17 protein-coding genes are annotated in these 21562 nt (G+C 60.6%); 13 read left to right on the forward strand and 4 right to left on the reverse strand.

The features are described from left to right. The first annotated feature begins 85 nt into the window (after nt 1-85). Together gcvP and yghX are read left to right on the forward strand one after the other, a co-directional pair. Nucleotides 86-2935, forward strand: coding sequence for an aminomethyl-transferring glycine dehydrogenase (gene gcvP, locus ABJO75_RS22475; RefSeq protein WP_348126124.1), 2850 nt, complete (start codon nt 86-88; stop codon nt 2933-2935). Nucleotides 2936-3040: 105 nt separating this feature from the next. Then, on the forward strand, nt 3041-3937 hold the full coding sequence (gene yghX, locus ABJO75_RS22480; RefSeq protein WP_348126126.1) for a YghX family hydrolase: 897 nt from the start codon (nt 3041-3043) through the stop codon (nt 3935-3937). 16 nt (nt 3938-3953) lie between these two features. Here the strand turns inward: yghX and truA are convergent, their stop codons facing one another. Next, entirely contained in the window at nt 3954-4721 is a 768-nt protein-coding gene (gene truA, locus ABJO75_RS22485; protein ID WP_348126128.1) for a tRNA pseudouridine(38-40) synthase TruA, read from the reverse strand. 97 nt (nt 4722-4818) lie between these two features. Between truA and ABJO75_RS22490 the strand changes: the two genes are divergently transcribed. The 9 genes from ABJO75_RS22490 (at nt 4819) to ABJO75_RS22530 (ending at nt 15241) form a co-directional block, all read left to right on the forward strand. Then, entirely contained in the window at nt 4819-6234 is a 1416-nt protein-coding gene (locus ABJO75_RS22490) for a YcjX family protein (RefSeq protein ID WP_348126364.1), read from the forward strand. Further along, a complete protein-coding gene (locus ABJO75_RS22495; RefSeq protein WP_348126130.1) occupies nt 6231-6677 on the forward strand; it encodes a GNAT family N-acetyltransferase in 447 nt (148 codons plus the stop codon). Before ABJO75_RS22490 ends, ABJO75_RS22495 begins: the two co-directional genes overlap by 4 nt. Continuing rightward, a complete protein-coding gene (locus tag ABJO75_RS22500) occupies nt 6674-7669 on the forward strand; it encodes a TIGR01620 family protein (protein ID WP_348126132.1) in 996 nt (331 codons plus the stop codon). The genes ABJO75_RS22495 and ABJO75_RS22500 overlap by 4 nt, the downstream gene beginning before the upstream one ends. Before the next feature lie 81 nt (nt 7670-7750). After that, a complete protein-coding gene (locus ABJO75_RS22505) occupies nt 7751-8581 on the forward strand; it encodes a class I SAM-dependent methyltransferase (protein WP_348126134.1) in 831 nt (276 codons plus the stop codon). A 79-nt stretch (nt 8582-8660) separates the two neighbouring features. Next, on the forward strand, nt 8661-9371 hold the full coding sequence (locus ABJO75_RS22510; RefSeq protein ID WP_348126136.1) for a VIT1/CCC1 transporter family protein: 711 nt from the start codon (nt 8661-8663) through the stop codon (nt 9369-9371). A gap of 318 nt (nt 9372-9689) precedes the next feature. Then, a complete protein-coding gene (ileS, locus tag ABJO75_RS22515) occupies nt 9690-12692 on the forward strand; it encodes an isoleucine--tRNA ligase (RefSeq protein WP_348126137.1) in 3003 nt (1000 codons plus the stop codon). A 103-nt stretch (nt 12693-12795) separates the two neighbouring features. After that, a complete protein-coding gene (locus tag ABJO75_RS22520) occupies nt 12796-13248 on the forward strand; it encodes a methylated-DNA--[protein]-cysteine S-methyltransferase (protein ID WP_348126139.1) in 453 nt (150 codons plus the stop codon). A gap of 82 nt (nt 13249-13330) precedes the next feature. After that, nucleotides 13331-13798 (forward strand): hypothetical protein, encoded by a 468-nt coding sequence (locus ABJO75_RS22525; RefSeq protein WP_348126140.1) that lies wholly within the window; start codon nt 13331-13333, stop codon nt 13796-13798. A gap of 30 nt (nt 13799-13828) precedes the next feature. Then, entirely contained in the window at nt 13829-15241 is a 1413-nt protein-coding gene (locus ABJO75_RS22530; RefSeq protein WP_348126142.1) for an alpha/beta fold hydrolase, read from the forward strand. Nucleotides 15242-15250: 9 nt separating this feature from the next. On the opposite strand, the gene ABJO75_RS22535 is transcribed toward ABJO75_RS22530, so the two are convergent. The 3 genes from ABJO75_RS22535 to ABJO75_RS22545 form a co-directional block, all read right to left on the reverse strand. Continuing rightward, nucleotides 15251-15955, reverse strand: a complete 705-nt coding sequence (locus tag ABJO75_RS22535; RefSeq protein ID WP_348126143.1) for a phosphatidylcholine synthase — start codon at nt 15953-15955, stop codon at nt 15251-15253. Nucleotides 15956-16031: 76 nt separating this feature from the next. After that, on the reverse strand, nt 16032-16952 hold the full coding sequence (locus tag ABJO75_RS22540; protein ID WP_348126145.1) for a tyrosine recombinase XerC: 921 nt from the start codon (nt 16950-16952) through the stop codon (nt 16032-16034). Beyond that, nucleotides 16949-17656, reverse strand: a complete 708-nt coding sequence (locus tag ABJO75_RS22545) for a DUF484 family protein (RefSeq protein ID WP_348126147.1) — start codon at nt 17654-17656, stop codon at nt 16949-16951. The genes ABJO75_RS22540 and ABJO75_RS22545 overlap by 4 nt, the downstream gene beginning before the upstream one ends. Before the next feature lie 279 nt (nt 17657-17935). Between ABJO75_RS22545 and ABJO75_RS22550 the strand changes: the two genes are divergently transcribed. Beyond that, entirely contained in the window at nt 17936-20143 is a 2208-nt protein-coding gene (locus ABJO75_RS22550) for a primosomal protein N' (RefSeq protein WP_348126149.1), read from the forward strand. A gap of 165 nt (nt 20144-20308) precedes the next feature. After that, the gene (locus ABJO75_RS22555) at nt 20309-21541 is read left to right on the forward strand and encodes an MFS transporter (protein WP_348126151.1); all 1233 of its coding nucleotides are present in this window, start codon (nt 20309-20311) and stop codon (nt 21539-21541) included. Nucleotides 21542-21562: the final 21 nt, after the last annotated feature.

The following is a 21562-nucleotide window of genomic DNA, read 5'->3' on the forward strand; positions in this document are numbered from 1 at the left end:
ATTGGCCTCTGGCGCACACCATCTGGCAAGAGACTGACGAGCGGGGTGCCAATCGGCGCGGACCCGCCATTTCCGGAGACACGCGATGCCTTTTGAACCCACCGAATATCTACCCTATGACTTTGCCAATCGTCGCCATATCGGCCCGTCCCCAGAAGAGATGGACCAGATGTTGGCCACGGTGGGGGCTGAAAGTGTCGAGGCGCTGATTGATGACACGGTGCCCGCAGGGATCCGGCAGAAAGAAAAGCTGGATTTCGGGCGGGCCAAATCCGAACGGGAACTGTTGCACCATATGCGGTTGGTCGCGGCCAAGAACAAGGTTCTGACGAGCCTGATCGGGCAAGGCTATTACGGAACGGTGACACCGCCCGCCATCCAACGCAACATTCTTGAGAACCCGGCGTGGTACACCGCCTATACGCCCTATCAGCCCGAGATCAGCCAAGGGCGGCTCGAGGCGCTGCTGAACTACCAGACCATGATCAGTGACCTGACCGGGCTTGAGATCGCCAATGCTTCGCTATTGGACGAGGCAACCGCCTGTGCCGAGGCGATGACGATGGCGCAGCGGGTGTCCAAGTCCAAGGTCAAGGCATTCTTCGTGGATCGCGATTGTCACCCGCAGAATATTGCGGTGATCCAGACCCGCGCGGCCCCATTGGGAATCGAAGTGATCGTTGGCAATCCGGACAAGCTCGAGGCGGACAAGGTCTTTGGCGCGCTGTTCCAATATCCCGGAACCTATGGTCACGTGCGCGACTTTACCGACCAGATCGCTGCGCTGCATGAACACAAGGCGATTGCCGTCATGTCCGCCGACCCACTTGCACTGACTCTGCTGAAAGAGCCAGGCGCAATGGGCGCGGATATTGCCGTCGGCAGCACCCAGCGGTTCGGCGTCCCGCTTGGCTATGGCGGCCCACACGCCGCCTATATGGCGACCAAGGCCGAATACGCCCGCGCCATGCCTGGCCGGCTGGTTGGGGTCAGCGTCGACAGCCACGGAAACCGTGCCTATCGCCTGTCGCTGCAAACCCGCGAACAGCATATTCGCCGCGAAAAGGCGACCAGCAATGTCTGCACAGCACAAGCGCTGCTCGCTGTCATGGCGTCGATGTATGCAGTGTTTCACGGCCCCAAGGGCCTTATGGCCATTGCGCAGCGAATTCACCGCAAGACAGTGCGTCTCGCCAAAGGCTTGGAAGAGGCCGGGTTCAAGGTTGATCCGCAGTCATTCTTTGACACCATCACCGTTGATGTGGGGCCCTTGCAGGCCGCGGTTCTGAAATCGGCGGTGGACGAGAACATCAACCTGCGCCGTGTCGGGGAACATCGCGTCGGGATCAGCCTTGATGAATGCACCCGCCCCGAGAACGTGGAAGCGGTCTGGCGCGCCTTTGGTATCGTCCGTGCCGATGATCAGTTTGAACCAGAGTATCGCGTGCCGTCAAAACTGCACCGTACGTCGGACTATCTGACCCACCCGATCTTTCACATGAACCGCGCCGAAACCGAGATGATGCGCTATATGCGCAGGCTTGCAGATCGCGACCTTGCGCTTGACCGGGCGATGATCCCGCTGGGCAGTTGTACGATGAAGCTGAACGCCGCAGCCGAGATGATGCCGGTTAGCTGGCGCGAGTTCTCGCGTTTGCACCCGTTCTGCCCGGCAGATCAGGCGCAGGGGTATCATGAACTCATTGACGATTTGTCCAGCAAGCTGTGCGAGATCACCGGGTATGACGCGCTGTCGATGCAGCCGAATTCCGGTGCACAGGGTGAATATGCAGGTTTGCTGACCATCGCGGCCTATCATCGTGCCAACGGAGAAGGGCACCGCGACATCTGTCTGATCCCGATGAGCGCGCATGGCACCAACCCTGCCAGCGCCAATATGGTCGGATGGAAGGTCGTGCCGGTAAAATCGGCGGCCAACGGGGATATCGATCTCGATGATTTCCGTGCCAAGGCGGAAAAACACGCTGCCGATCTGGCCGGGTGCATGGTAACTTATCCCTCGACGCACGGTGTGTTTGAGGAAACGGTCACCGAGGTCTGCAAGATCGTGCACGAGCATGGCGGACAGGTCTATATCGACGGGGCCAACATGAATGCGATGGTCGGTCTGTCGCGCCCCGGCGATTTGGGCGGTGATGTCAGCCACCTCAACCTGCACAAGACGTTCTGCATCCCGCACGGCGGCGGCGGACCCGGCATGGGACCGATCGGGGTCAAGGCGCATCTTGAACCGCACTTGCCGGGCCATCCGTCAACGGGTGGACAGGAAGGGCCAGTTTCGGCGGCACCCTATGGGTCGCCTTCGATTCTGCCAATCAGCTGGGCCTATTGTTTGCTGATGGGCGGCGACGGGCTGACACAGGCGACGCGGGTGGCGATCTTGAACGCCAACTACATCGCCAAACGACTGGAGGGCGCATATGACGTGCTCTATCGCGGCAAGACAGGCCGGGTGGCGCATGAGTGTATCCTGGATACACGCCCGTATGCCGAAAGCGCCGGCGTCACCGTTGATGACATCGCCAAGCGCCTGATCGACAACGGGTTTCACGCACCCACGATGAGCTGGCCGGTTGCCGGAACCCTGATGATCGAGCCGACCGAAAGCGAGACCAAGGCCGAGCTTGATCGGTTCTGTGACGCGATGCTGGCGATCCGTGACGAGATCCGGGAAATCGAAGAGGGCCGGATCGACAAGGACAACAACCCGCTCAAGAATGCGCCGCACACGATGGAGGATCTCGTGAAAGACTGGGATCGCCCCTATTCGCGCGAACAGGGCTGTTTCCCGCCAGGTGCCTTCCGGGTCGATAAATACTGGCCGCCCGTAAACCGCGTCGACAACGTCTATGGCGACCGCCACCTCGTCTGCACCTGCCCGCCGATGGAGGAGTATGCCGAAGCGGCGGAATAGGCGGGAACACGCGCAGAACGTTCTGAAACAGGGCTGGATTCAATTTGAAAGCGATCTGTTCGGCGCTAAGCTATCGGGCAGATACCGCTGTCAAAGGAGAGTGCCATGCCAAATCCCGTTCGCCGGAAAGCAAGCGATTTTGATTCCCGTATCCTCGAAATATTCGACGGTTACGTTCACGGTCAGATGTCCAAGCGCGATTTCATCACCCGCGCGGGGCGATATGCGGCGGCTGGCGTGACAGGGGCGATGATCCTTGAACAACTTGCGCCAAACTATGCGTTGGCGCAGCAGGTGGCGCCGGACGATCCGTCGATCGTGACCGAACGGATCACCTATGAAAGCCCCGATGGACATGGAACGATCAGCGGATTGATGGCCCGCCCGGCAGACGCAGAAGGCAAACTGCCCGCTGTTCTCGTAGTGCACGAAAACCGTGGTTTGAACCCCTATATCGAAGATGTGGTGCGCCGCGCTGCCAAGGCGGGATATCTCGCGCTTGGTCCTGACGGGTTGTCACCACTTGGCGGCTATCCGGGGACCGACGATGAAGGCCGCGAAATGCAGCGGTCAATGGATGGCGCAAAACTGATGGAGGATTTCTTTGCGGCCTTCGAATTCTTGCGCGATCACCCATCATCCACTGGTAAGGTCGGATGCGTGGGGTTCTGCTATGGCGGCAGTGTGTGCAATGCGCTGGCGGTTGCCTATCCGGATCTTGCCGCATCCGTTCCGTTCTATGGGCGTCAGCCCGCGGCCGAGGACGTTGCCGATATCTCCGCTCCGCTACTGATCCACTATGCCGGGCTGGATGAGCGCATCAATGCCGGGGCCGACGCCTATGCAGAGGCGCTGACGGCCAATGGCAAGGAATTCACCGTGCACGTCTATCCAGATGTGAACCACGGCTTTCACAACGATACGACGCCCCGCTATGACGCCGAAGCCGCCGCCCTCGCGTGGGAGCGGACGCTGGCGTTCTTTGATACACATCTGAACTGAACCGGACCTCTTTGGGTCAGGCAAACGGATCCTCGGGATACTGCACCGCCGCCAGATACAACCCCTGCGGCGGGCAGACCGGCCCGCAAGCCGCGCGATCACGCGCGGCGAGCGCTTTGCCCAAATCATCAGGCGCCCAAGCCCCTGCGCCGACGCGCTCAAGCGTGCCGACAAAACTGCGCACTTGGTTGTGCAGGAACGACCGCGCGCGGACGTGGAACTGCACTTCGCGTCCGGAAAATCCATCGACCTCCTCAATCCGCAACGCATCCAGCGTTTTGACGGGGCTTGCCGCCTGACAAATCGTGCTGCGGAAGGTGGTAAAATCATGTCGCCCGATCAACTGATCGGCCCCGGCCTGCATCGCCGCGATATCCAGCGGATGCTTGACCTGCCAGACCTGTCCGGCCTCATGCGTTGCCGGAGCGCGGCGCGTCACCAGGCGAAAGAGATACCGGCGTTCCTGCGCTGAAAAGCGTGCATGCCAATCCTCTGCGACCTGCGCGCAATCGACAATTGCCACCGGAGCGGGCTTGAGATGATAGTTCAGCGCCTCGGACAGGCGGAACGCATCCCAGTCACGCGCCATGTCGCAATGCGCCACCTGCCCAAGCGCATGTACGCCTGCATCGGTCCGCCCTGCGGCGGCAATCGTGTGGTCGCGTGGTTCCAGACGGGCCAGGGCTGATTCGATGGCACCCTGCACCGACGGCTGATCCTTTTGCCTTTGCCATCCGGCAAAGGGCGCACCCTGATATTCCACTTTGAGAGCATAACGCGGCATGGCGCGCTGCTACCGTGCGTTGCAGGAAACGGCAAGGCTGGTAACAGCTGCAACCGCCCCCTATCTTGGGATGAACGAGGTGAGGCAGGGTACAGGTTTGGTCATTTCATCTATAGCCGACGGGCTGGTGCGCAGCATCGAATCCGTAGGTGACACAATCAGCGAAACACTGTTCGAGCCTGTGATCCGGCTGGGTGTGACCGGGTTGGCGCGGTCGGGTAAGACGGTGTTCATCACGTCGCTTGTGGCCAATCTGCTGGACCGGGGGCGGATGCCTGGCCTCGCCGCCGCGCAGGAAGGGCGAATCGAGGCCGCATTTCTGCAACCCCAGCCTGACGACACCGTGCCGCGGTTTGACTATGAAACCCACCTAGGTGCGCTGACGGCGAAAGAGCCGCACTGGCCTGACAGCACCCGCGCAATCAGCGAGTTACGCCTGTCCTTGCGGGTGCGCCCCACCGGCTTGTTGTCGGGGCTGCAGGGGCCGCGTACCATTCATCTTGATATCGTTGACTATCCCGGCGAGTGGCTGCTCGATCTGGCGCTGCTCGACAAGACTTATGCGCAATGGTCTGAGGAAACACTCGGCCGGTTGCAGAACCGTCCATCCGCCGAGGCGTATCGTGAACTTGTGGCCAAAGTGGAGCAGAACGCGCCGCTGGAAGAGCCTGTGGCGCAGAACCTGGCGAGCACGTTCACTGACTATCTGCAGGCCGCACGGATCGCCGGGTATTATGATTGTACGCCGGGACGATTTCTGCTGCCGGGCGATCTGGCCGGGTCTCCGGTCCTGACGTTCGCCCCGCTGCCCGCGCAAGGCAGCGCCCCGCGCCGGTCGCTGGCGCGCGAAATGGAGCGGCGGTTCGAGGCATATAAGTCCGAAGTGGTAAAGCCCTTCTTTCGCGACCATTTTGCCCGGATCGACCGGCAGGTGGTGTTGGTCGATGCGCTTGGTGCGATCCACAAGGGGCCGCAGGCGGTCGAGGACATGCGTGGGGCGATGGCCGATATCCTTGGGGCCTTCCGTCCCGGCAGCAATGCATTTCTGACCAAGCTTCTCTTGGGGCGGCGGGTCGAGAAAATCCTGTTTGCCGCGACCAAGGCGGACCATCTGCACCACCTGCAACATGCCCGCCTGACCGCGATCATGGAGGCCCTGACCCGCGAAGCACGAGACCGCGCGCAGTTTGCCGGCGCCGATACATCCGCGATGTCTATTGCTGCCCTGCGCGCCACCACAGAAGAGGTTCGCGCCCATGAGGGGCGCGATCTGAATTGTGTGCGGGGGCGTCTGTTGGAGAGCGGCAAGGCGGCGGCGTTCTATCCCGGTGAGTTGCCACAGGACCCTGCGCAATTGCTTGGCCCTGCGCGGGATGGGGCCGAGGGTTGGTTGGATGCGGACTATCAGGTGATGTCCTTTGCGCCAGCTCCGCTTGAGTTGCGACCCGCAGACGGTCCCCCGCACATCCGACTTGACCGCGCCGCGCAGTTCCTGATCGGTGACCGGTTGTGAGTGTCGTTGTGCGCGCGGCAACCCCGTTGGACGCAGGGGCGGCAGGAGACATCCTGTGGCAATCATTGCGTGCGTCGCCGGAGTGTGACCTGCATTCGGCGGCCGAGGCGATTGGGGCTTGCGGCGTCATGATAGAACGCAACTGGATTACGGTGGCTGTCTTGGGCGCGGCTGTGCGGGGGTTTCTGGCACGGGACGGGCAGGAAATCTGCGCCCTGTACACCGCACCGACCTGTCGCGGACAGGGGATCGGACGTCAGCTTATTGATGAGGCAAAAAGCAAGGTCTCGCGCTTGCACCTGCAAACGCCCAAGGCCAATACCGGCGCGCGGCGGTTTTATGCGCGGCAAGGATTTGTGCCGGTCTCGCCGGTCAACCGCGTAACAACCGTTGTGACATCGCATAGACAGACTTATGTCTGGCAAAAGGAGATCGCGGCATGACAAAGGGCCCCGTTCTGATTGATCTGGAGGATCGGGAACCGCCAGTTTCGGTTTCAGGTGCGCCTCCGGTGCCCGATATGCCGGTGCCTGACGGGCAGGCCATGCAGATGGCGGCGCGGCTTGCCGCACGGCGGCCATCACGGCTGGCGCGATGGTTCTGGGGGCTGGCCAGCGCAGTGGTTGGCGCGATGGTGTCGGTCGCCGCATGGGATTTTGTGACCAGCTTGCTGACGCGTGCGCCGATCCTTGGCTGGATCGTCACCGGGCTGATCTCGGCGATGTTGCTGGTGCTGCTGGTGATTGCACTCCGAGAGATGGCGGCGATTGGTCGACTGGGCCGGATCGACAGCCTGCACCGCGCCGCTGATACGGCACTGGCGGATCGTGATCTGGGGGAGGCGCGGGCGGTGACCAAGCAACTGCTCGCCTTTTATGCCGGGCGAGATGACACCCAGTGGGGCCGACAATCGGTGGCCGAGCGAATGGAGGAACAGTTTGATGCCTCGGGCCTTTTGAATCTGGTCGAGGCCGAACTGCTGGCGCCGCTGGACGCCGCCGCCAGTCGCGAGGTCGAAGCCGCCGCGCGGCAGGTGGCCACCGTAACGGCGCTCGTGCCACTGGCGCTGGCCGACGTGATCACCGCGCTCACCGCGAACCTGCGAATGATTCGGCGCGTGGCCGAGATTTATGGCGGGCGTTCGGGCCTGATCGGAAGCTGGCGGCTGACACGGGCGGTGTTCACGCATCTGATCGCGACTGGCGCCGTGGCCGTGGGCGATGACCTTTTGGAACCGATTCTTGGCGGATCGATCCTGTCCAAACTGTCGCGCCGCTTTGGCGAGGGGCTGGTCAACGGGGCCCTGTCGGCCCGGGTCGGGGTTGCGGCGATGGAGGTCTGCCGCCCGCTGCCATTTACACAAGGGCGTCGACCCTCTGTGCGGGGGATCATCAAGAACGCGCTCAGCGGTCTTTTCCGCGCAAAAGAGGCGTGAATTCGCGCGAGAAATTTCTTATGTTGACGTTAGGTAAGTTTGCTGCGGTATGATGCGTTATCACGGCAGGGGAGAGATGCAGTGACGGACGTATCCGAAGTTGCAGAACACTATTCCAGCAAGTCATTGCTGGACCGGATCGAAGCAGCGCTGGCCGAGGCTGGCGCAAAGCGTCCCTTGGACCTTGAGACCCTTGCATTGTTTGACGAATTCCACATCGGAGGGCGTCAGGCCACTGAACATCTGCTCAAACGCATCGGCATCTCGGCAGGCAGTCGCGTGTTGGATCTGGGTTGTGGTCTGGGTGGCCCGGCCCGGTACGTCGCCAAGGTCAGCACCGCGCGGGTGACGGGACTTGACCTTACCGAGGATTTTGTCACGGCCGGCAATGCTCTGACTGGACAGGCATTGATGGTGGACCTCGTCGATCTTAGGCAGGGCAGCATTCTGGACATGCCCTTTGAGGATGACCAGTTCGATGCCGCCTATATGATTCACGTTGGGATGAACATTGCGAACAAGCCCGCGTTGGCCGCCGAGGTGGCGCGGGTGCTGAAGCCGGGCGGGATGTTCGGGATTTACGATGTCATGGCGGTGGACGAGCCAGACCTGACCTATCCAGTCCCTTGGGCAAGCGGGCCGGAACAGAGCGCATTGAGTGCGCCGCAAATCTATCGCGATGCGTTGCGCGGAGCCGGGTTCAGTTTGCAGTCGGAAACCAACCGAAGCGATTTCGCCAAGGAGTTCTTTGCCCGTCTTGCAGATCGGCAAAGCAAGGCCGATGGGCCACCTGTTCTGGGGCTGCATCTGGTGATGGGGCCTGACACGGCCATCAAGATTCGCAACATGGTTGCGGCGATTCATGGACATCAGATCGCGCCGATCGAAATGATTGCGCGCCTTGGTGCCTGAACCGGCGGATTGATCTGAAACAAGGCGCGGGGCCTGCGGGCCGGGCAGGCTGTCACCACCAGCGACAGGAGTGACAGCCATGCCGGACCACGGGCACAGCCAGCAAGAGATCGCCATACGGATCGGATCACCACCGGGGCGCGGAATCTTGCGCGATCTTGTCTATGGGGCGATTGACGGGTCGGTCACCACCTTTGCCATCGTCGCCGGGGTTGCGGGGGCCGGGTTGTCCCCCTTTGTCATCGTGGCCCTTGGCATCGCAAATGTGCTGGCCGACGGATTTTCAATGGCCGCTGGCAACTATTCAGGGACCAAGGCCGAGCTCGATAATATCCGCCGCGTTCGCGCTATCGAGGAACGCCATATCAAGCGTTACCCAGACGGTGAGCGGCGCGAAGTGCGCGAAATCCTGTTGCAGATGGGGCTGGACGGGCCGGTTCTTGATGACGCGACGCGGGCGATCACTGCAGACCGGGACAGTTGGATCGACCTGATGCTGCAAGGGGAATATGGTCTGAGCGGCGTTGATCCGCACCCCATGCGCGCTGCTTTGGCAACATTCATGGCCTTCCTGACCGCCGGTTTTATCCCGCTTCTGCCCTTCCTCTTGGGAGCAGAGAGCGCGTTTGAGCTGTCTGCTGTGATGACAATGGCGGTGTTCTTTGCGATCGGCGCGTTCAAGAGCCGCTGGTCGCTTGCGCCTTGGTGGCGATCCGGGATTGAGACCTTTCTGATTGGCGGTTTGGCGGCATCCATCGCCTTTGCTGTCGGCACCCTCTTTCACGTCTGATTGAGGTCATTTCAGTGCTGACGGAGCGCCTTTAGGGCCAATTATGTGGGCCTTTCTGCAGGTGCGGCGTCTGGCTCGACTCTTCTAGGTGGACCTGCGGGCAAGTGGCCAGTATTGATCTACACCCCTGCACTGCCAGATCCTCTGGACCATCTTCGCAGCCCGCCCTATAAGCCGGGGCATGATGCGCATGGTCCGGATCATTATTCGAATTATATCCCCGGCGCTCTGACCCTGAGACGCCGGGCAAAGGTGTTTGAGCCATCGCACCGACCGCTTGCAACTATTCCGATTTGACTGATCCAGAGGACGCCACCCATGTGCGCCGATACGACGACCGAAACAGCCGACTACAAATCCACCCTGAACCTGCCCAAGACCGATTTCCCTATGCGCGCGGGCCTGCCCAAGCGCGAGCCGGGTTGGCTGGAGCGATGGGAAGACATCGGTGTGTACGACCGCCTCCGCGAGAAACAGGGCCGCACACCGTTCACGCTACATGACGGACCTCCCTACGCCAATGGGCACCTGCATATCGGCCACGCTCTGAACAAGACCATCAAGGACATGATTGTGCGCAGCCATCAGATGATGGGATTTGACGCGCGGTATGTGCCGGGCTGGGATTGTCATGGTCTTCCGATCGAATGGAAGATCGAAGAACAGTACCGCAAAAAGGGCCGTGATAAGGACGACGTGCCCGTTCTCGATTTTCGTCAGGAATGCCGCAAGTTCGCCGAGGGCTGGGTTGATATCCAGCGCGAGGAGTTCAAGCGTCTGGGCGTGACCGGCAACTGGCCCGATCCCTACCTGACGATGGATTTCCATGCCGAGGCGGTGATCGCCGCCGAATTCCAGAAGTTCCTGATGAACGGGACCCTGTACCAAGGCAGCAAACCGGTGATGTGGTCGCCGGTCGAGCAGACGGCCTTGGCCGAGGCCGAGGTCGAGTATCACGACAAGGAAAGCTTCACGATCTGGGTGAAATTTGAGATTACGAATTTCTCGATGCCTGATCAGATCCTGTCGGACGAAGAGGAAACCGACGAGGTCCGCCAAGCCGTGGCCGAAGCCAAAGCGGCGGCAGCTCGCGATTTCATCGGCGCGCATGTGGTGATCTGGACCACGACGCCTTGGACCATACCGTCAAACAAGGGTGTGGTTTTTGGCGACTCGTTTGACTACGGGCTCTACGAAGTGACCGCCACGCCCGAGGAAAGCTGGGCAAAGGTCGGGGATCGCTTTGTGCTGGCTGACAAGTTGGCGGGCGACGTGATGGGCCGCGCGCGATTGACCGAGGATATGTACCGCCGGGTGCGCGATGTCACACCGGTGCAGCTATCGGGCATGACCCTGCAACATCCACTTGCCGGTGTCGAAGGCGGCAATGGCGAATGGAATCAGCCACGCGATTTTCGCGCCGCTCCCTTTGTCACCGACGAAGACGGCACCGGGTTCGTGCATTGCGCGCCCAGCCACGGGATGGATGAATTCGAACTGTATCGCGATCTCGGGATGCTGGGTGAGGTGATCACCTATAACGTAAATCCCGACGGCCGGTTCCGCGCTGATCTGCCGCTCTTTGGCGGTAAGGCCATCCTCAAGCCCAACGGCAAGGAGGGCAATGCCAACAAGGCGGTGATTGACACGCTTGTTGAGGCTGGTGGCTTGTTGGCGCGTGGCAAGATCAAGCACAGCTATCCGCACAGTTGGCGCTCCAAGGCCCCGGTGATCTATCGCAATACACCGCAGTGGTTCGCGGCCATCGACCGCGCGGTGGGCGATGGTCAGGACACCTATGGCACCACGATCCGGGAACGGGCGCTGACCAGCATCGATGAACTGGTAAAATGGACCCCCCAGAGAGGTCGCAATCGGCTGTTTTCAATGATCGAAACGCGGCCTGACTGGGTGCTGAGCCGCCAGCGCGCGTGGGGTGTTCCGCTGACCTGTTTCGTCAAAAAGGGCGCGTTGCCCACGGATGTCGATTTCCTGCTGCGGGATGAGGCTGTGAACACGCGGATCGTCGAGGCGTTCGAGACCGAAGGCGCGGATGCGTGGTACAAGGATGGGGCCAAAGAGCGGTTCCTCTCCGGTGTCGTCGATCCGGAAGCCTATGAGCAGGTGTTCGACATTCTGGATGTGTGGTTTGACTCAGGCTCTACCCATGCCTTTGTGCTGCGGGACCGGGCGGATGGCACGGCGGACGGCATTGCCGACGTCTATATGGAAGGCACCGATCAGCATCGCGGATGGTTCCATTCCTCGATGTTGCAGGCCTGTGGCACCATCGGGCGCGCGCCCTATCGCAATGTGGTGACCCACGGGTTCACGCTGGACGAAAAGGGCAACAAGATGTCCAAATCGCTCGGCAACACCATCGTGCCGGAAAAGGTCGTGCAGCAATATGGCGCGGATATCCTGCGGCTGTGGGTGGCGCAGGCCGATTACACCGCCGACCAGCGGATTGGCCCGGAGATCCTGAAAGGGGTTGCCGACAGCTATCGCCGTCTGCGCAACACGCTGCGGTTCATGCTCGGCTCTCTTGGGGACTTTGACAGCATCGAGCCGGTTCCCAACGCAGATATGCCGCCGCTGGAACAATGGGTTGCACATCGTCTGGCCGAACTGGATGCCGAGGTGCGTGCCGGCTATGCCGCATTCGATTTTCAGGGCGTGTTCCAAAAGGTGTTCACTTTTGCCACGGTCGATCTGTCAGCGTTCTATTTCGATATCCGCAAGGATGTTCTGTATTGCGACGCGGATGATAGCCTGTTCCGTCGCGCGGCGCTTACCGTGCTGGACATGGTGTTTCACCGATTGACCACATGGCTGGCCCCGATCCTCGTCTTTACCACCGAGGAGGTCTGGCTCGAACGGTTCCCGGGTGAGGACAGCTCGATCCATCTACAGGACATGCCGGATACACCGGAAGACTGGCTGCGCCCGGATCTGGCCGCAGTCATCGATCGCGTGCGCAATGTGCGCCGGGTCGTCACGGCGGCGCTGGAGGTGCAACGCCGCGACAAGGTCATCGGATCAAGCCTTGAGGCCGCACCTGTCGTGTATCTCGACAGCGCCGAGATGGTTGAGATGTTGCAGGGCGTGAACTTTGCCGATGTCTGCATCGCGTCGCAGATCGAGCTGAGCACCGATACGCGACCCGAGGGCGCGTTCACGCTCGACGATGTGTCGGGTGTGGCGGTGGTGTTCGCACTTGCCGAGGGCGAGAAATGCCAGCGTTGCTGGAAAATCCTCCCCGATGTCGGCACCCACGCCCATGCTGGTGTCTGTGGCCGCTGTGATAGTGCGCTAGGCTAATGTCGGTTCCGGCCCTCGCGTGGGGCCGGAATTTTCTGCCATCCATTGAGTACGCGGTGCTTTCGAGGCAAGGTGACAGGATGGAAAGCATTAGGAACATGCAATGCGTCGCCTGACGGTTCAAACGCCGACGGGTGACGTGACGCTGACCGAAGAGGGCGATGCGATCACCCGTGTGGAGTGGGGTGGGCGTGGCCACGATCACTCTACTGTCTTGGACCGGGCGGCACAGCAGTTGGCGGCGTATTTCGAAGATTCGACCAATGAATTTGATCTGCCGCTAAAAGTTGGAGGCAGCACGTTTCAGCAGGCGGTCTGTGATGCGATGCGGGCGATCCCCGTCGGGCACACCCTCACCTATGGCGATATCGCCCGTGATCTGAGCGTCCCGCCACAGGCGGTTGGTCAGGCTTGTGGCGGCAATCCAATCCCGATCATCATTCCCTGCCATCGCGTCTTGGGCGCAACGAGTCTTGGCGGCTTTTCGGGTGCGGGTGGCGTTGAAACCAAGGTCGCGCTGTTGCGTCACGAGGGGGCGGCGGGGTTGCTGATCTGATCGGTGCTAGCAGTTTAATGTTTGCATGTTGGGTGCACGGGCACCACCTTTGTGAGGTCCCTCACCTAAAAGGAGCCAAGCAGTGACAAAATCCGAGGACCGAGCCGCACTGAAACAGGCCGTGCATGAAAAGTTGATGTCGCTTGAAGAAAGCGCATTGGCGTCAGCTAAGGCACATTACGAAAATTACCTGCGGGACTCGCAACTGGACGACCGCGAAGCGCATGACAAGGATGACATTGCCGACGCACGCGAGAGCGCCGACCTGGCAGCGGCGTTCGACCACCCGGTGCAAGCGCATCACGCCAAGATTGACGCCATCGAGAACACGGATTTCTCGGTCACCGATACGGTGCAGCCGGGCGCGGTGGTCTCGTTCAACGGGCGTCATTTTGTGGTTGTCGTGTCGACCGTCAAGTTTGATTGCGACGGGGTGACCTACATGGGCATTTCGACGCAAAGCCCGATTTTCAAAGCGATAGACGGGCTGAGCAAAGGCGACAGCTTTACCTTTAACGGACGCGAGATCGTTCTGGACGATGTGATTTAGCCAATGGCCAAATCGTGATACTGATGGAATATGAACCCCAGCGTACACAAAGGACCTGAAAGGCGACTGGCGGCTGTTCTCGCCGCCGATATGGTTGGGTTCGCGCGGCTGATGGAGTTGGGAGAATCAGCCGTGCTTGCCCGACAAAAGCTGCATCGGTCAGAGCTGATCAACCCGCAGATCACGGCCAACAGAGGGCGTATCGTCAAGACCAGTGGCGACGGTATGCTGGTCGAATTCACGTCGGCCCGTGACGCGGTTCGCTGTGCCATCGACATCCAGTCCGGCATGATCACACGCGAGGCGGATCGCGCGCCAGACCGCCGGATCCAATATCGCATTGGCATCAATATTGGCGACGTGATTCGGGACGAAGGAGATATCTTTGGTGATGGCGTGAATGTGGCGGCGCGGCTAGAGCAGCTGGCCGAGCCCGGTGGCGTGTGTATTTCAGATATCGTGCATCAGACGGTGACAGACGGGATCGGAGAGCCATTCCGCGACCTTGGCCGCCAGCGCATCAAGAACATCACACGACCGATCCGTGTCTGGCAGTGGACGGCTGATCCGCCTGAGCGGGCCAAAATTCCGGTCATGTCACAGCAGCAGCATGTGAGGTTTTGTGCGTCGGCGGATGGCACCCAGATTGCATGGGCCTCGGTTGGCAATGGACCATCAGTGCTGCGCGCACCGCATTGGATCAACCATATCGAGTACGAATGGCAGAACCCGCTTTATGGCCCGTTCATAGATACGTTTGCACAGGCGACCAAATTCGTACGCTTTGATCAACGCGGCAACGGGCTTTCGGACCGAAAGGTGACCGAGGTTTCCTGTGATGCGATCCGGCAGGATATGGAGGCGGTTGTCGAGGCTTCGGGCCTAAAACGGTTCGTGATCTTCGCAAAGAGCCAAGGTGCCGGGTTCGCGGTTGATTATGCGACAGCACATCCGGACAAGGTCAGCGCAATTGTCATTCTTGGTGGCTATCTGCGCGGGGCATTGCGGCGCGACAGCCACGAACAGGTCGTCCTGAGCGAGACCGGACGCCGGATGATCGAGGATGGCTGGGGCTCGCCCAACCCGACATTCCGACAGTTCTTTACGTCAGGATTTGTGCCGGATTCAGGCCCGGACGTGCAAGACACCTTCGACGAAATGCAACGGCTGGCAACCGACAGGGAGGATGTGCTGCGTATCTATGATCTGATCTCGCAGTTTGATTTTATCGAAATGGCCAGCCAACTCGACTTGCCGGTTTTGGTCGCCCATGTGCGCGGAGATCGCCGTGCGCCGCTTGAGGAAGGGCGATTGATTGCGCGGACGATACCCGGTGCGCGATTCATAGAACTGCCCGGCAACAACCACGTCCTGACAGAGGGCACGACTGCATTTGATCAATTTTTCGAGCATGCAATTCCGTTCATCCACCAACACAGTTGAGTAGAGAGGTTAGAGGCTGGCTTTGTCCTTCATCGGGATGATCTGTTGCGCGATTCCAGCGAACAACAGGTAAACCGAGGTCACGACCAATCCCCAATGCGCCCAGCTTTGCGGGTGAAAGTCGACCCATGCGGCCCAGCCTGCAAAGAACGTCCACGCCAACGCCATCGGAAGTGTCACGGGACGCCAGCGTTCGGTGCGCACGGGATGCACGAATTTGAGCGGTACGAACATGGTGATGGCAAGGGCCGTGACAAGCGTCAGGATCACCCAGAAGTTCGGTTGCAACGCGAACACCACCAGCACCACCATGTTCCAGCAGCCGGGGAAGCCGGAAAACGAATTATCTTTTGTTTTCATGCGCGTGTCAGCAAAGTACATCGCGCTGGTAAAGGTGATGACGATGATCGCGACCCAACCCGTCCAGCCGTCCATCAACCCGGATTGAAACAGCGCAAAGGCCGGGATGAACACATAGGTCAGATAGTCGATGATCAGGTCCAGCAAGACGCCGTCAAATTCCGGTGCATAATGTTTGACGTGATATCGGCGCGCCAGCGGTCCGTCGATTCCATCGACGAAAAAGGCGACGACCAGCCAGAGAAACATCAGGCTCCATTCCGTCTGCGCGGCGGCGAGCATGGCGAGCATGGCAAAAACCGCGCCGGTTGCGGTGAACAAATGGACAAGAAGGGCGCGGACATTTGGGGTCATAACGTTGCTTGTGCCGGATGTGCCGGTGGGATGCAAAGCGAAATCTGCCCGCATAGGGAGAGAGCCGGGATAGGTTTCATGCCTTGGGGTGGGTGCGGTCGTAGACCTCCATCAGGCGGGCAGTATCCACAGCGGTATAGGCCTGTGTGGTGGAAAGAGAGGCATGGCCAAGCAGCTCCTGTATCGCCCGCAGATCGCCACCGGCGCTCAGCAGATGGGTGGCAAAGCTGTGGCGCAGGGCGTGCGGTGTGGCGGTGGCTGGCAGACCAAGCTGCATTCGTGTCCGCGCCATGGCTCCCTGTATCAGCCGGGCATGTAACGGCCCGCCACGAACGCCGCGAAACAGCGGTGCATCCGGTTCCAACGGATGTGGACAGAGCCTGACATAGGTAGCAACAGCATCGCGTGCGGCGTCCAGAACCGGCACCAGTCGTTCCTTGCCGCCCTTGCCGATGATCCGCAACGAAGCGGGCAAGGAGCTGTCAGCCCCCTTGAGGCCAAGCGCCTCAGATATGCGCAGCCCGCAGCCATAAAGCAACGTCACCACGGCGACATCACGCGCACCAACCCATGTGGTTGTTGATTGCAATTCGACCGTATCCAGCACCGCCTGCGCGGCGTCTTCGGCCAACGGCCTTGGCAGTTTTTTCTGAAACTTGGGGGACCGTGTGGCGAGCACGGCTGTCGGCTCGAACCCCGCGCGCTCTGCGAGCCATCGGTAAAAGCTCTTGACCGCAGACAGTTTGCGCGCGAGCGAGCGCGCACCCGCACCCCCCGCACGAGTCTGTGCCATCCAGGCGCGCATGTCCGAAATGGATATCCGTTCCAGTGCGCCCAGACCTTGTGAGTTGCCGTGGTGGATGGTCATGAACGACAGGAAATCACCCACGTCACCGCGATAGGCGATGATGGTGTTCTCCGATGCCCCAGCCAACGCTTTTTGCCCGTCGAGCCAGTCTTGCAGCGCGTCCCGACAGGCTGGTGAGATCAGGGTCATGACAGCCAGCGGCGCATGGTCCGTTCAAACACGCCGGTAAAGAATGCGAGAATGTCGGTGGCTTGTTGCGGCGCGAAATGTATTGGGTCAGCGGACCCCATGATCAGAAGCCCCGGCAATTTACCTTCGCCAAAATCAAGGCGCATGCAGGCTTCCGAACGGATACGGTCTGACTTGTCCCCATAGACGCGAGGGCTGGCGTCAGCCACCGCGCGCAGGCTGACCTGACGGGGCGCGCCCTTGTGTCCACGCGCCAGATAATCTTCGACAAAGCCGGGTTCGGCCAGAGTCAGCGCGCCGTTCAGATGCTGCCCGCCGGTGTCGTGATCGCCCTGCGCTGTCTCCAGAACCAGCGTGATGGCCTCGACCCGCAGGATACTGGCAACCGGGCCGCCGAGATCTCGCAGAAACACCTCGAATTCTGTTGCATCGAGCATCCGCAGGATAGCGCGATGCACCTGATTGGTGCTCGACAGATTTTCATAGGCGGCTTCGATCACGCTGCGGTGGGTGTCTTCGAGCCGGTCCAGCCGCGCTTCGAGCCGCTCCATCGCGACGCCGCGCAGGTCGATGATATTGTCACCTTTGGAGCGGTCATCGGCGGCAATCAGCGCTTGCATCACCGCCTGATCATCCAGAATCGCATCGGGCTTGGCGATGATTGCATCGCGCAAGGTTTCTTCCAGCTTTGGGTTGCTGCTCATTTTTGCCTCGTACGTTTTTTTCTTGCCTATAGCACGCATGGAGTCTGCGTTGTGGCGAAAAGGCAGGGGTGAGCGCGAAAATTCCGGTACTGTGACCTGACGGTTAGGGCTGGTGGCTGTCGGCGCCTGCATGCCGCTCCTCACTGAGACGGCGGCAAGAAAAGTTGTGATGCATTCCATTGGTGGGTTGGCGTTGGCGCGGCTTGGCCTTACCTCATGGTGACCGGGGCTGGTGACCGTGCTCCGGCTATCGCAAAACCACAAGCGAGGTCCGATCTGTTGCCGTCTCCCAACGCCACCCAAAGCTTTTTTGACCAGGGCGATCTGGTTGCGGTGCTGACCACGCAACCGCTGGATCGGCTGCTGGATTACAAAGCGCCGGAAGGTGGCTGCTTTGCGGGGGCCTTTGTCGAGGTGCCGCTTGGCCCGCGCAAGGTTATGGGCGTGGTCTGGGGGCCGGGGCAGGGCGACTATGACCGCAGCAAGATCCGCCCGATCATTCGGGTGCTGGATGTCGCCCCGATGCGAGAAGAGATGCAGGTCTTTCTGGGCCGTGCGGCGGATTATACGCTGACGCCTATGCCCGCGATGTTGCGGCTGGCAACCCGTGCGCCGGGGCTGAGTGATCCGCCATCGATGCGCAAGGTCTATCGCCTTGGTTCCGGTGCGGCGGAACGGATGACCGACGCGCGGCGTCGCGTTCTGGACACGCTCAAGGAATATGGTGGTCTGTCTTTCACGCTGAAAGAACTGGCCGAAATGGCGGGCGTGACGTCATCTGTTGTCAAGGGTTTGGTCAAGTTCGACGCTGTGCGCGAAGAGGACAGCCCGCGTGACCTGCCGCTGCCTCCGCTGGACCCATCGCGCAGTGGCAAGGCGTTGACCGGTGATCAGGCCGCCGCCGCCGCGCATCTGGGTAAGGCGATTGGCGAAGGGCGCTATGGCACGACATTGCTCAAGGGCGTAACGGGGTCCGGCAAGACTGAGGTCTATCTCGAAGCAGTGGCCGAGACCCTGAAACGCGGGCGGCAGGCAATGGTACTTTTGCCCGAGATTGCCCTGACTGCAGAGTTTCTGACCCGTGTCGAGGCCCGTTTCGGGGCGCGGCCCGCCGAATGGCATTCCGGGGTCACGATGACCGAGCGGCGGCGCATATGGAAGATGGTCGGGCAAGGCGACGCGCAGCTTGTCGTGGGTGCACGTTCAGCCTTGTTCCTGCCCTTCCAGGAACTGGGTCTGATCATCGTCGATGAAGAGCACGACACATCGTACAAACAAGAGGACGGCGTTCTTTATAACGCACGCGACATGGCGGTGCTGCGCGCCGCGATCTGCGGTGCCCGCGTGGTTCTGGCCAGCGCGACCCCCAGCCTTGAAAGCTGGACGAACGTGCAGGCCGGCAAATACGACATGGTCGAGTTGACCTCGCGTTTTGGCGAGGCTGTGATGCCAGATATGCGCGCCATCGACATGCGCGCAGAGCAGATGCAGGCGGGACATTGGGTGTCTCCCACACTGCGGGCGGCCATCGAAGACCGGCTGACCAAGGGTGAACAGGCGATGTTGTTCATCAACCGGCGGGGCTTTGCGCCGGTGACCTTGTGCCGGGCCTGTGGGCAACAGATCGGATGCACCCATTGCGATGCGCGGATGGTCGAACACCGGTTCCTGAAACGGCTGATGTGCCACCAATGCGGCGAGACCACGCCCATCCCCACGGCCTGCCCATCCTGCGGAGTCGAAGGCAAGCTGGCGCCGGTCGGGCCGGGTGTCGAGCGGATGGGAGAAGAGGCGGCGGCGCTGTTTCCCGAGGCCCGGATCTCAGTGCTGAGTTCTGATCTGTTCAGCAGCGCACGGGCGTTGAAGGAAGGTATCGAAAAGATCGCGCAGGGTGAGGCCGACATCATCATCGGCACGCAACTAGTGGCCAAGGGGCATAACTTTCCGTTGTTGACGTTGGTGGGGGTGATCGACGCTGATCTTGGGTTGCAAGGGTCGGACCTGCGCGCCGCCGAGCGGACGTTTCAACTGATGCGCCAAGTCGCCGGGCGGGCCGGGCGGGCGGACAAACCGGGCACGGCGTTGTTGCAGACGTTTCAACCAGAACACCCCGTGATCCGCGCGATCCTGTCAGGCGACGAGGAAGGGTTCTGGCGCGCCGAAGCAGCAGAACGCGAGGCAGCAGGTGTGCCACCCTTTGGGCGCATGGCCGGGATCATTCTTTCGGGAACCGATGTGGCGCAGGTGTTTGATCTGGGAAATGCTCTGGCGCGCTCTGACGCGCCGTTGCGCGATATCGGGGCGCAGGTCTTTGGTCCGGCCCCGGCACCAATCGCACGGATTCGCGGTCGTCACCGGGTGCGGTTGTTGATCAAGGCGGCCAAGGGCGCGCCGCTGCAAGAGGCGATTTCGCGCTGGATTGGGTCGCTGCGGCTGAAAGGCGATCTGCGTCTAAGCGTGGATATTGACCCGCAAAGTTTTTATTGAGGCCCTGAGCAAACCCGCCGCACTCCGGCACGACTAGAGCGTCAATCGCTGGACACCCCATTCTATCTAAAATGCCAAAGGCGACAGACCTGCGCTGGTGCAGATCGTTTGTGCGGCCGCCGCTTTTATCTCGCCAATTTCGTTCAACGGGCGTATGCCCAATTTATGGCCAACTACATTCCGATATCAGATGCGCGGACCATGCCGCTGTGGCGGCGTCCGACAACATTGCTGTTTGTTATGGCGATGACGATGCCCGTCGCGTTTTACACCTGGTACGCGCTGCTCAACAACTTTGTCGTTGAGGTTGCGGGGTTTGATGGGGCCGACATTGGCCTGTTGCATACGGTGCGCGAGATACCCGGCTTTCTGGCTGTGGGCGTCATCGCCATCATCATCTTTGTCCGCGAACAGGTGCTGGGGCTGATCTCGCTCGCGCTCTTGGGGGTCGCCACGGCATTTACTGCATGGTTTCCCAGTCTTGGCGGTCTGCTGTTCCTGACCTTGCTCAGTTCGATTGGCTTTCACTACTATGAGACAGTGAACCAGTCCTTGCAACTGCAATGGCTGCCCAAGGATCGCGCGCCGCAGATCCTCGGGTGGATCATGGGGGCCGGTTCGGCTGTCACGCTGGTGGTCTTTATCCTGATCGTTGTGATGTGGGAGCCGTTGGGCCTGACTTATAACTTTGTATTCATGGCGGCGGGCGGGGTGACGTTTGGCTTGGCCATCCTGTGCATGATTGCCTATCCACAGTTCGAAGCACCGCATCCGCAGATCAAGAAGATGGTGCTGCGCCGTCGTTATTGGCTGTATTACGCGCTGCAGTTCATGTCGGGCGCCCGGCGGCAGATATTCATGGTGTTCGCCGGGTTCATGATGGTCGAACGCTTTGGCTTTGAAGTGCATGAGCTGACCGGGCTGTATCTGATCAACCTTGTGATCAACATGCTGGTCGCGCCGTTTCTGGGCAAGGCCGTCAGCCACTTTGGCGAACGTCGGACGCTGACTTGGGAATATGTCGGTCTGGCCATCGTTTTCACAATGTATGGCGGTGTCTACTGGTTTGGCTGGGGCGTGGCGTTGGCGGCGACTCTATACGTCGTAGACCATATTCTGTTTGGCCTTGCTCTGGCGCTCAAGACCTACTTCCAGAAAATCGCTGACCCACGCGATATCGCCCCAACGGCTGCCGTGGCCTTTACGATCAACCATATTGCAGCAGTGTTCCTGCCCGTCCTTCTCGGGTTGCTTTGGGTCATTTCTCCGGCTGCGGTGTTTGCGCTGGCATCCGGCATGGCGCTGATCTCGCTGTCTTTGGCTCTGATGATCCCGCGTGATCCCGAACCGGGCTATGAAACCATCTTCGCGCGCGGTCTGCCTGCGCCTGCCGAATAGGCGACGGGTTTGGCCGGCAAG

The organism is Sedimentitalea sp. (assembly GCF_039973035.1).
In the GTDB taxonomy this organism is placed as follows: domain Bacteria; phylum Pseudomonadota; class Alphaproteobacteria; order Rhodobacterales; family Rhodobacteraceae; genus Sedimentitalea.